Genomic DNA, 11,568 nt, shown 5'->3' with positions numbered 1-11,568 from the left:
ATTCCTTAGGAGTCTTTTTGTATATGCACATTATGAAAAGCAGGGATTAGTATGAAAAAGATAGAATCTCTCCATATAACTAATTGTCAGAGTAATGGAGGAAATCAAAGATGAGCTGGGATTGTAAACAAGTAAAAACATCAAGAGGTTCCTTTGAGATTTTTATAAAAGGGAAAGGGAAGCCAATATGTATCACCCATCTCTATTCCGAATTCAATGAGACTGGAGATCTTTTTGCTGACTGTTTTACAGATGAGCATATGGTTATCTTAATAAATTTAAGAGGTTGCGGCAATTCAGAAAAAGCCCATTCACCTTTTGAATATAGCATGATTCACGCTGTTCTGGATTTAGAGGCGATACGAGAAGCACTAATGATTAAAAGGTGGAGTTTTGCAGGACATTCCACAGGTGGGATGCTTGGAGTATTGTATGGAGTCTATTTTTCAGAGAGATTAAATGATTTACTAATCGTTGGTGCGGCAGCAAGAGATTATACTGTTTCACGACAATCCATTTATAACAGAGAGCACCCACTGTATAATAAAATGCAATGGTTGCTGGAAGAATTAAAAAGACCAGGTCTTCAAAGTAATGAACGATTACAATTAAAAAAGGATCGGACAAAGCTTTCTTTGTATGCACCAGAGCTTCATGATGAATACTTTCCGACTTCTGTTAAGAAAAAAATGAGTTCATTGCGGTTGAATTATTTTTCCACGGAGCTAGCTGTATTTGATTTGACTAGAAAATTAGAGCGTATTTCTGTGCGAACACTTATTATTTGTGGAAGGCACGATGTTCAGTGTCCCGTTTCTTTTTCTATTGAAATGGAGGAAGCAATCCCTCAGGCTAGTTTGCTTATTTTTGAAAAGAGTAATCATTATCCATTTTTAGAAGAAAGAGAACTATTTATAAGGGGAATGAAAAGCTTTTTTAATGGCTAATAGTTGTCTTTTAAGGTGCGTCCCCGACCGCTTTAAAGTGAAAAAGTGTTTTATGATGGAAATACCTGTTATTGAATAATTATTTTAAAGTTGGTTTTACTTGTTGCTTTTTGGGAAAAATTTGATAAAATAGGATATCTTTCGAGTGACCAATGGTATACTGTTTAGTAGATGAAAAAAGATACAAAAAGCACTTCATTGGATTAATATGTGTAAAGGGGACTAGTGGTAAAGTAGTGAAGGGTAGTTCAGTCTTGAAACTTTTTACTCTTCCATTCGTCTTGTTATTATAGGAAACATAAATTCATATAATAAGAGACAGATATAGTAAGATTTGTTTGAAAAATAGTGGCTGCCAACCATTGGAGGGTATGTATGATAATAAAGATTGCGACAATCATTTTGCTATCGTATTGCCTTGGGAGTATATCGGGGGCGTATTACACAACAAAATGGATGATTGGAAAAGATATTCGAAAGCTTGGGAGCGGTAACGCTGGAGCAAGAAATGCTGGGAGACAGCTAGGGAAAAAAGGATTTATCTATACCCTTCTTATCGATATAGCTAAAGTTATGCTGGCTCTTTCTATAACAACAATCGTTTTTCCAAAAAATGAAATAATACTATTAATCAGTGCTTTTTTCTTATTAGTTGGGCATAACTGGCCTGCTTATCTAGGTTTTAAAGGTGGAATGGGCGTTGTTGTTTTTTTAGCATCGACATTGTTTATGGTCCCACAAGCAATAGCAGTATTAGCAATTTGTATGGGAATTAGTTACTTACTTGTTCGGAACTTTACGATTGCTGGGTTGATTTCAATGGCAACGATTCCAGTTACTGCGTGGGTATTAAAGGAAAACTATTATGCTATTGGACTTCTTATTTTATTTATTATTGTTGTAATTCCACATATTAAGAGAAAATAACATACTTCTCCCATTCCATTTTTGGCGTATAGGAGGAAAAGAAAATGGAACAAACTAAATTAACTATTAAAATAGCAACAGAACCGGAGGAAATGGACCAAATATATAAATTAAATTATGAAACGTTTGTAGAAGAAATTCCACAGCACAAACAGAATAGAAATCGTAGTTTAATTGATAAATTTGATAAGGAAAATACATATATCGTTGCGAAGGAAGCAGGAGAGGTAATAGGTATGATTGCAGTGCGTGCTAATCGCCCATTCTCCCTTGATTATAAGTTGAAAAACATTGATCAGTATTTGCCAAAAGGTGCGAAACCTTGTGAGGTCCGATTGCTTTCTGTGAAAAAAGAATATCGGAAAACTCGTGTGTTTTTCCGATTAGTGAACTCGCTTGTTAGCTATTGCTTGGAAAATAACTACAATATGGCGCTCATTTCAGGTACCGATCGTCAAATTAGATTGTATAAAAGAATCGGTTTTGAGCCCTTTGGTCCAATGGTTGGCTCAGAGGAAGCGATGTTTCAGCCGATGTATTTGACAAAGGAAAAGTTTGAAACAACATCAAAGGCTTTTGAAAAAATGATGATGCAAAAAAAAGGGGTAGCCAAACGACTAAACTTCTTGCCTGGCCCTGTACCATTACATGAAGATGTAGAGCAAGCATTTAAACAAGTAGCGATTTCTCATCGCTCAAGTGATTTTGTTGATGAGATGAAAGAAGTACGCACAAAGCTTTGCAGTCTTGTAAATGCAAAAGAGGCACAAATAGTAGTTGGAACCGGAACACTTGCAAATGATTTAGTTGCTGCTCAAATAAAAAAACTTCCTGGAAAAGGGCTTGTTGTTGCGAATGGTGAGTTCGGCTATCGATTAATTGATCATGCAACAAGGTTTAAATTGGATTTTTATACAATAGAAAAACAATGGAACGAGAAAGTTTCAATGGAAGAGATGGAACGTTTTCTTGAAATGCATAATGATGTGAGCTGGGTTTGGATTGTGCATTGCGAGACATCAACGGGTTATCTTTTTGATTTGGAAAAAACACAAGCATTAACGAAAAGGCACAATGTGAAGTTATGTGTGGATGCATGTAGTTCTGTGGGTGTCGTTTCAGTTGATTTTAAAGATGTCTATTTAGCGAGTACAGTGAGTGGTAAAGGACTAGGTTCTTATCCAGGGTTGGCAATAGTTTTTCATCAAGAACCAATTGTGCCAGATAGACAGATACCAAGATATTTAGATTTAGGGCAGTATGCTCTAGCCGACAGCACTCCATATACACATTCGTCAAACCTAATTTCTGCACTGCATGAAGCAGTAAAACGGGTGGACCTAGAGCACAGGTATACACTAGCAAATGCTTTTAAGCAAATGCTGACAAGTGCCGGCTTTGTTGTATTTGGAGATGAGGAATACTCACCAGGTATTATTACAATTTCGCTTCCACCGTTTATTTCTTCAAAAGATATGGGGAATAAATTGAAGGAAAAAGGAATAATCATTAGCTATGAAAGTGACTACTTGGTGAAACGAAATTGGGTTCAGTTTGCGCTAATGGGAAATATCACCAGCCATGAGGTCGAGACTGCATGTACCATTCTTCAACAAACGATTGCTGTAAAAGTCGAGCAGGTTTAATACGATGATAGACAAATTAAAAAATACAACTGGTGTGAAACTTACGTTAATGATTGCTGGCATATTATGGCTGAAGACAGTGGTCATATCCCTTGTTGGCTTTGATCTTAGCATTCAATCATTTCTCGATATTGTACTTATACTTACAAGTTCGGTAGGTTCTTTATTATTCGTAACAGGCTTAAGTTTTTACTTTGGTAAAAAGGTAAATAAATCTATATTGTTTGCACTCCTATTTATTGGAACAGGTATACTTTATGGAGATTTACTTTATTATCGATTTTATATTGATTTTGTTACGGCACCAATTCTTTTTCAGTTTGATAATGTTGGTGGCTTGAGTGCTAGCACCGTCGAATTGATGAGTCCTTGGGATGCCTTTTTGTTTTTGGATTTATTTATCGTTGGTTGGTTTCTTTTTAAAATGAAATCAACCATTTTTACAGTAAAAAAACAAACAAAACGGAAATATTTAGCAGTCAGTTCGCTACTTATCGTTTTGACGATTTGTTTAGGTCTTATTAAATCGATTCATCTTTTTTCCGAGTCATACGATCGGGAGCAGATGGTGAAGTCATTAGGTCCGTTGAATTATCATTTATATGATATCGCTTTAGGAATCAATGCCCCGCTTCAACGATTATTTGTTACAGAGTCAGATGCTGTAGCATCACAAAAGTACTTACAACAGAAAGATTCTGAACGAACGGATTTATTTGGGGTGGCGAAAGGGAAAAATGTCGTCTTAATTAGCATGGAATCTACTCAAAATTTTGTTATTAACCAAAAAGTAAATGGAAAAGAAGTGACACCATTTTTGAATGATCTAATTAAAGACAGCTTCTACTTCAGTCAAGTTTATGACCAAACAGCACAGGGGAAAACATCTGATGCTGAATTAATGATTGATACAGGACTATATCCATTAGCAAGTGGTTCCGTTTTTGTACGAAGACCAGAAAATACGTATTATAGTCTCCCACATATTTTAAAGGAACATAAAAATTATTATGCAGCAGCATTTCATGGGAATGTGCGCACATTTTGGAACCGAGATGTTATGTACGACTCACTCGGATACGATAAATTTTTCTCCAAAAAGGATTACAAGGTGACAGAGGAAAACTCTATTAACTATGGAATAAAAGACATTCCATTTTTCCAGCAATCAGTTAAGTATTTAGAGAACCTACCTGAACCGTATTACGCTAAATTCCTTACACTGACAAACCACTTTCCATTTCTTTTAGAAGAGGAAGATACATTTATTGATCAGGCTGAGACAGATGAGGAAGTAGTCAATCGTTACGTTACGACCGTGCGCTATTTAGACAAATCAATTGAGAAATTTTTTAAAGAACTCAAAGAAGAAGGCATCTACAAAGACACCGTATTTGTTCTGTATGGTGATCACTATGGTATTTCGGAAAAATATGAAAAGGGACTAAGTGAGTTATTGGGGGAAGAAGTTAATATAGCGAATCAAACGAAACATCAACAAATACCATTGATCATCCATGTTCCTGGTCAAGAGGGAGAGACGATTACTACACAAGGTGGAGAAATTGATATTCGTGCAACACTCCTCCATCTTCTAGGTATAAAGACAGAAAGTAGTTATTCATTTGGACATAATCTTTTTACGAGAGACAGCGACCATCCCGTTGTATTCCGTGATGGCAGCTTTGTTTCAAAGGACTATGTTTATAAAGACAATGGTTGTTATGATAAAGAAGACGGGAAAACCGTAAATGTTCAGCATTGTGAACCGTATTTTGATGTGGTAAGACAAGAGCTGAAGTTATCGGATAATATTATATTTGGAGATTTATTAAGGTTTATGGTAGAGGAGTAAGGGTAAAAGGGTGGTGTTTCATAGAGATACCACTCTTATTTTTATCTTATTTCACAAAGCGGCCGGTAGGAAATGGCAATCAGCATCTATACTCCAATGATGAGTTGGAAAGGTGCATAGTTTTAAATGTAGCTTGTTATCCGTTATTAATGTTTGTGCTTACGGTTCATGGGGAATGTAGCAGGATTTTTCAAACCGAGAATAGAAAATGTACAGTATAAGTAATTTTGTGGAGGAAAATGAAATGGCTGCTTTTACTAGAGAAATTGAAATTAGTAAACCGATAGAAGAAGTGTTTCAGTATATAACAGATGTATCGAAGGCTTCAAAAATTATGCGAAATGTAATTGAGTCTAACTGGATTACAGCCGGTCCAGTAATGGTGGGGGCTAAATTTAAAGAGGTCCGTGAAATAAGAGGAAAGAAAGCGGAATCAATTATAGAAGTCATTGCATATGAACCAAATAAAAGATATTCAGTAAAAAGTGAAATGAAAGGACTCGAATTGATTTACCATTATTACTTTACGGAATCGAAAATAGGGACAATTGTGCAGTTTATTTGCGATGTAGAGGTATACACATTTATGATGAAGCTTACTAAACCGATGTTTATAAAAATTCTTCAAAAAGAAGACGGAAATCATTTGGAGAATTTGAAAAGAGAAATGGAAAAAGTATCTGTATAGAGAAAAGCCACTACTGATGGAGGTAGTGGCTTTTCTTTACTATTGATTCGGTTGAGAGAAATTTGCTTTATCTACTGAAGGTGGTGGTGTGCCTGGTATCGGTGAATCGTGAATGTAGGCAGGTGCTTGACTGAGTGACGGAATTTGTCCCATTGCTTTAGGAGAACCATCATATTCAAAATTAGCTTGTCCATCCATACTAGGTCCGCTTGCCCATCTTCCTTGAGAACTTTCTTCCCCTCTTGAAAAATTCATGAACGAGTAGGATACTTCTTGTTTTTCTAAGTCTTGCGGGAAAGTACTTGGGACAATCGCTTTCTGGTTTTGTTCTAGTTCTTCAATTGCTGCCATCCACTGATTTTGGTGCATTGTGTCTCTTGCGATAAGGAAGGACAGCATATCTCTAACGCCAGGGTCTGTTGTTGATTCATATAAACGTACAACTTGTAAGCGGCCTTGTGACTCTGCATTTAAATTTGCTCTAAAGTCAGCAAGCATATTACCACTAGCAATTGTATAACGTGAATTCCACGGATATCCTGTACTATCTGTTGGTGTTGCTCCAAGTCCTGAAACAATTACATGTTGGGGATTCATTCCTCCCAACACGGAATGGATGATAGGATTTTTTGCTGCTTCTTCTTGATCTTGTACAGGTGCACCGTCTAGTAATTGGGCAATCATGGTTGCAATCATTTCTACGTGGGCTATTTCTTCTGTTCCAATATCTAAAAGCATGTCGCGATATTTTTGTTCCCCACGGCAATTCCAGCCTTGAAACAAATACTGTATCATGACACTCATTTCACCAAACTGTCCGCCTAATATTTCTTGCAATTTTTTTGCGTAAACAGGATCCGGCTTTTCGGGTTTTGCATTATATTGTAATTCTTTTATATGATAAAACATTTCACTTCCTCCTTTTTGTACATGCTTAGGGTTTGCAAAAAAGGGGGAGAAATTCTTTTTAGTAAAGAGTAAATAGTTCCAAAAAAAGAAGCTTGAATGAATTCAAGCTTCCTGCTGATCTATTTTACTTTTTCTGATTCTGATGAATTTCACAAAATTTAATACGATTGTTTTCACAGCAGCATAGGTAGGAATTGCAAGAACCATTCCCAGAATCCCTGCTAGGTTTCCGGCAACGAGTAATAGGATAATAATCGTTGCTGGGTGAGTATCAAGTCTTTTCCCTAAAATTAATGGGGAGATGACATTTCCTTCTAGCTGTTGTGCAATGGTAATAACACCAATGGCGAGAAACGCTTTTGTTGGAGAATCAAATAGTGCAACAACTACAGCGGGTGCACCACCAATAAATGGTCCAACATAAGGAATGATGTTCGTTATCGCACCAATTAAGGCCATAACTAATGCAAATGGAAGATCTATAATTAGATAACCAATAAATGTAAGTGTTCCCACAAATAATGCTACAAGAATTTGCCCTTGAATATACGCTGCGAGCGTATCACTCGTTTCTTTAATTGTTTCTATTCCCTCTTTGCGATAGGCGGAAGGAATAAATTTAGAAAGAGCTACAGGAAGTTTATGACCATCTTTAAACATATAAAATAACAAAAATGGAACAGTGATAATAGTAATTGTAATATTTGTTAATACTCCCAAAAGGTTCATAAACCCATTTGTTATATTATCAGGTAGCGTGTTTGCAAATTCAATGAGTCTTCTTTCGATGTCTTCAATCGGCACATAGTCTTGGTTCATCACCCATTTAAATTGTTCCGTATCAGACAAATCATCCGCAAATATCATAGTCTGTTTGGCGTACTGTGGTATTTCCTCAAAAAGAGATGTTACCTGTTTGGAAATAATCGGCGCAACATTCACTGCAATGATGACGACAGCACCAATAATAGCCAAATAAATGGTTATAATCGCTAGTGCCCTAGGAAACTTAAGCTTCACTAGTTGATTAACGATTGGATTAAGCAAGAAATACAAGAAACCAGAAATAATAATGGGGAAAAACAATGTTGTTACAAAAACACCAATGGGCTCAAATAAAAAAGTAATTTTTGTTGATATGTACAGGATTGTTAAAATGACTAAGATTTGTAAAGTCCAATGATATAACTTTTGTTTTTTCACTAAATAACCTCACTCCACCAAAAGCTTTCGATGTTTTGAGTATACCAGAAATTGATGAAAAAATGGTAATAATAACATGAAAAAAGAAAGCGGGAGCAGGTTGCCTAGAGTCGAGAAGTTTTTCTGAAAGGCTGACTTCCGAAAAATGGTTGCTTTTAACAGCAGTTGGAAACATAGAGTGGATTGGAGCGGAGCGGAACGGAACGGTCCGTTACCCACAAACAATAAGCTTTAAGAAAACAGCCTTCTGAAAAAACTCGAGCCGCTGGAATTAGATAAAAGGAGAAGTGTGATATGAAAGACAAAATAATAAAGGAAATGAAGAGGCTCGAAAAAGAGAATGAAGTTAGCGTGTTATTTGCAGTGGAAGCGGGAAGCAGAACATGGGGTGTTTCTTCGGAAAACAGTGACTACGATGTTCGTTTTGTTTATATACATAAAATTGAATGGTATCTTGCTATTGATGAAAAAAGAGATGTTATAGAACTTCCGGTTGATAAAAGTTTAGATATGAGCGGTTGGGATTTACAGAAGGCATTAAGACTGTACCGGAAATCAAATCCGCAATTTTTAGAGTGGTTAAATTCTGATTTAGTTTATGTCGAAGCATTTAAAACACTAGAGCAATTACGGTTAGTTAGGGAAGTTGTTTTTTCACCAGTGACTTGTTTTCATCACTATTTTAGTATGGCAAGGCGGAATTTTAAATCGTTAGGTACAGGTAAGGAAATAAAGTTAAAAAAGTACATCAATGTGCTTCGCCCGCTTCTTGCATGTTTATGGATCGAAAAATTTGAAAGTATACCTCCTAACAGAATTACTTTTCTAACAGAAAAACTCGTAGCAAAACCACTAGTAATAAGAGATATTAATAAGCTTATTAAAGATAAGCAACGTGGTTATGAGTATAGCCAGGTATCGTTAGAAGATTTGTTGTTTTTTTTCGAAAGAGAACTAGAGCGCCTGAGAGAGTTGGGTGGTGAATTAAGCAGGCAAGAGAAGGATGTTACACCACTATTAAATGAGATTTTTTTTGAAACCGTAAAGGAAGTATGGGGAGGTAGGATTCCCTAATTAGTGATAGTTTAATTGGTGTGCGTAAGTTGTTTTGGATAAGGAAATTAGTAAGCGTACTAAATAAAGTTACACGCTATGACTAAGTTGAAATAAATTTTTTTAATTGTCATATCGAAAAGCCTTCCACCATATAATGCTTATGTTAATTCTAGTGTAGGTAAGGGGATAGCATGAAAAAAATATGGATAAAGGCGATTATATTAGCTGTATTATGTGTGTCACTTGTTGTATTGGTCGCATTCGGGCGACAATCATCTGGACATAAAGTAGATCGGGTAAAAATAACAGAAAAGTACTATCCACAACAAAAAGATGGGGAGCCTATTGGAATCAAATCTAAACAAAAACTTTCCTTGAATGATAAAGAAGCGAAGAAAGACTGTGCAATGAAATTTGATAACGGAAAAACATTCGATATTGAATGCGACCGCTATGTGAAATATAAAGTAGGGGAAGAGGTAAAAATTACTTATGCAGATAACGAACTTATTAAAATTAGAAGAAAATAATAGTGAACGGAATTAAAGACAGTTTTTTATTTCTGTGAAAAAAGTCGGTCCCCCCTGAATAATCCCTGAATGAAGTTAACATTTTTCGGGAACTTTTTGAGTGCTGATGCGTATGTATAGGAGAAGGACTTACAGCTTTCTTTATACATAGTAACAGCGGAGGTAATGGGATGTGGATTTCTTTATTTTTTATCGTTTTATTCGTGTTTTGTATGAGTTATATTATTAGGCAGCATAAGAGGTTGAAACTGGCAATTCATTTGTCGAGAAACGCACATTTTCCTATAACAGAAGATGAATATGATGCGATTCGAACTGTCCCGGATTGGAAAGGGATGGAACCGTTGACCGAAGAGGCGAAAGGGTATCGTCAAGTTCGTTTGTTAACCTTTCTTGCTATTATTTTTATGTCTAGTATAGTAACTATTATTATTTTTACCGATCGGTTTGACGCTGCTTTTCTAAATATTGCCTATATGTTTATTCCGATAATGAGTCTTATTAAACATAACGGGAGTTTCTTTCTGCTCCAAAAGGGAATTGTCTTCCAAGGTTTCTTTTATCCATGGAGAAGTATTGAATATTATAAGGTTGAGAAAATAATTAAGTGGCATGACTTGTATGGCTATCATGACAAAGTAAACAATGGATATAAACTCAGCATTAAAGTAAAAGGGAAGTTTACTAAACCCGCTTATATTGTTATAAGCAATAGAGAAGTATTAGATAAAATTTTGAAGGACTTTAGTAAACATGGGCTATTAGAGTCGGAAGAAAATAAGGAGAAGACCACAAAGAAAGTAACGGAACAATAAATTAAGAACGGGGGTGTAGGGATTAATTATCTAAAAGCCTTTTATCCTACCCCGCATTAATGGGCAGTAAGACCTCTACTTCAAGACCAAGAGGCTTAAGGTGAGGGGAAACTGCCCTGAGTTAGCCGCGGCTCGAGGTCAAATAAAGAGCCTTGCCGTGGCAAAAAGCATCATGCCAAGGTGAGATTATTTACTTGTCTCTCCTGGACGGTTGTCTTTGCTTTATTTACCCTGCAACTCTTCTTCAAAATAAAATGTTTCTGGATGCTCTTCGATTATGTAAGAATAGCGTTTCATATTTTTTACATATTGCCATTTCATAATCGTGACTGTTTCACCTGTCTCTTTAATAACTACTGTATCTCCATTATTATATATGTTTTTAGAATTTTTCAAAAAGACACGCTCCTACTTATTTTAATCTGGTAAAGAAAAAGTCCATCGGAAAAAAGATGGTCTATACTATTAAGTATAACACAAAAACAAGCTATCATTACTTACTCTTATTTTTGTATAGAATACATTAATGATTTATCCCGTATTAACGGGTGTAAAACCCAACTGATTGAAGTTTTACTTTGCAAATAATTAGTTGTGAAGTTTCATTAGCTATCTATTCTATTTTTATTGTGCTATACTATAGAAAAAGCGAGGTGGCATTTTGACTAATTATAAAGCGAAAAAGAGTAACCTCAACAAATTGATGCAACAAAATAACTCCAGCCTTGAGGCTTTGGAGGAAAAGACGAATATTCCAATGGACCAGCTTGATCAGTATACAAACAAGAAAATAATGAACTTGAGTAATGCTATGACGATTTCTAAAGAATTAAATTGTCAAATTGAAGACTTGTATGAATGGAAAACAGAGGAGTGAATGTCACTCTTCTGTTTTTTCTTTGTTAGAAAACCACCAAAATATTCGGACGTGGATAACTTTTTAAGTGGGATAGTTTATATCTAGCTCCTCTATAGTTTTTTCGATAAAACAG

12 protein-coding genes are annotated in these 11,568 nt (G+C 35.7%); 9 read left to right on the top strand and 3 right to left on the bottom strand.

Going from position 1 to position 11,568, the window contains the following annotated elements; all coding sequences use genetic code 11:
• Positions 1-110 precede the first annotated feature (110 nt).
• The 5 genes from ACFSUL_RS06710 (at position 111) to ACFSUL_RS06690 (ending at position 6,063) form a co-directional block, all read left to right on the top strand.
• Positions 111-947 carry an alpha/beta fold hydrolase gene (locus ACFSUL_RS06710; RefSeq protein ID WP_377933844.1) on the top strand — a complete coding sequence of 279 codons (837 nt, stop codon included), beginning with the start codon at positions 111-113 and terminating at the stop codon, positions 945-947.
• 375 nt (positions 948-1,322) lie between these two features.
• Positions 1,323-1,874 (top strand): glycerol-3-phosphate acyltransferase, encoded by a 552-nt coding sequence (locus ACFSUL_RS06705; protein ID WP_377933842.1) that lies wholly within the window; start codon positions 1,323-1,325, stop codon positions 1,872-1,874.
• 44 nt (positions 1,875-1,918) lie between these two features.
• Positions 1,919-3,520, top strand: a complete 1,602-nt coding sequence (locus tag ACFSUL_RS06700; RefSeq protein WP_377933840.1) for an aminotransferase class V-fold PLP-dependent enzyme — start codon at positions 1,919-1,921, stop codon at positions 3,518-3,520.
• 4 nt (positions 3,521-3,524) lie between these two features.
• Entirely contained in the window at positions 3,525-5,375 is a 1,851-nt protein-coding gene (locus ACFSUL_RS06695; protein WP_377933838.1) for an LTA synthase family protein, read from the top strand.
• Positions 5,376-5,619: 244 nt separating this feature from the next.
• Positions 5,620-6,063 (top strand): SRPBCC family protein, encoded by a 444-nt coding sequence (locus ACFSUL_RS06690; RefSeq protein WP_377933836.1) that lies wholly within the window; start codon positions 5,620-5,622, stop codon positions 6,061-6,063.
• Positions 6,064-6,102: 39 nt separating this feature from the next.
• Here ACFSUL_RS06690 and ACFSUL_RS06685 read toward each other — a convergent pair whose 3' ends face one another.
• Both ACFSUL_RS06685 and ACFSUL_RS06680 read right to left on the bottom strand, forming a co-directional pair.
• On the bottom strand, positions 6,103-6,972 hold the full coding sequence (locus ACFSUL_RS06685) for a manganese catalase family protein (RefSeq protein ID WP_377933834.1): 870 nt from the start codon (positions 6,970-6,972) through the stop codon (positions 6,103-6,105).
• A 102-nt stretch (positions 6,973-7,074) separates the two neighbouring features.
• Complete coding sequence (locus tag ACFSUL_RS06680) at positions 7,075-8,175, bottom strand: AI-2E family transporter (RefSeq protein WP_377933832.1); 1,101 nt, start codon at positions 8,173-8,175, stop codon at positions 7,075-7,077.
• A gap of 294 nt (positions 8,176-8,469) precedes the next feature.
• Here ACFSUL_RS06680 and ACFSUL_RS06675 point away from each other — a divergent pair, with 294 nt between their 5' ends.
• From ACFSUL_RS06675 to ACFSUL_RS06665, 3 genes are all read left to right on the top strand, one after another.
• Positions 8,470-9,249: a nucleotidyltransferase domain-containing protein gene (locus tag ACFSUL_RS06675; RefSeq protein WP_377933830.1), complete on the top strand. Its 780-nt coding sequence runs from the start codon at positions 8,470-8,472 to the stop codon at positions 9,247-9,249.
• A gap of 173 nt (positions 9,250-9,422) precedes the next feature.
• Positions 9,423-9,761: a hypothetical protein gene (locus ACFSUL_RS06670; protein ID WP_377933828.1), complete on the top strand. Its 339-nt coding sequence runs from the start codon at positions 9,423-9,425 to the stop codon at positions 9,759-9,761.
• Between the two features lie 170 nt (positions 9,762-9,931).
• On the top strand, positions 9,932-10,576 hold the full coding sequence (locus ACFSUL_RS06665; RefSeq protein WP_377933826.1) for a hypothetical protein: 645 nt from the start codon (positions 9,932-9,934) through the stop codon (positions 10,574-10,576).
• A 222-nt stretch (positions 10,577-10,798) separates the two neighbouring features.
• Here ACFSUL_RS06665 and ACFSUL_RS06660 read toward each other — a convergent pair whose 3' ends face one another.
• Positions 10,799-10,972, bottom strand: coding sequence for a hypothetical protein (locus tag ACFSUL_RS06660; RefSeq protein ID WP_377933824.1), 174 nt, complete (start codon positions 10,970-10,972; stop codon positions 10,799-10,801).
• A 265-nt stretch (positions 10,973-11,237) separates the two neighbouring features.
• On the opposite strand from ACFSUL_RS06660, the gene ACFSUL_RS06655 reads away from it, so the two are divergent.
• The gene (locus tag ACFSUL_RS06655) at positions 11,238-11,453 is read left to right on the top strand and encodes a helix-turn-helix domain-containing protein (protein WP_071411718.1); all 216 of its coding nucleotides are present in this window, start codon (positions 11,238-11,240) and stop codon (positions 11,451-11,453) included.
• Positions 11,454-11,568 lie beyond the last annotated feature (115 nt).

Origin of the sequence: Bacillus seohaeanensis (assembly GCF_042684945.1) — a bacterium.
Lineage (GTDB): Bacteria > Bacillota > Bacilli > Bacillales > Bacillaceae_B > Rossellomorea > Rossellomorea seohaeanensis.
The sequence above is the reverse complement of the archived record's forward strand: the minus strand, read 5'-3'. Positions and strand labels throughout refer to the sequence as shown.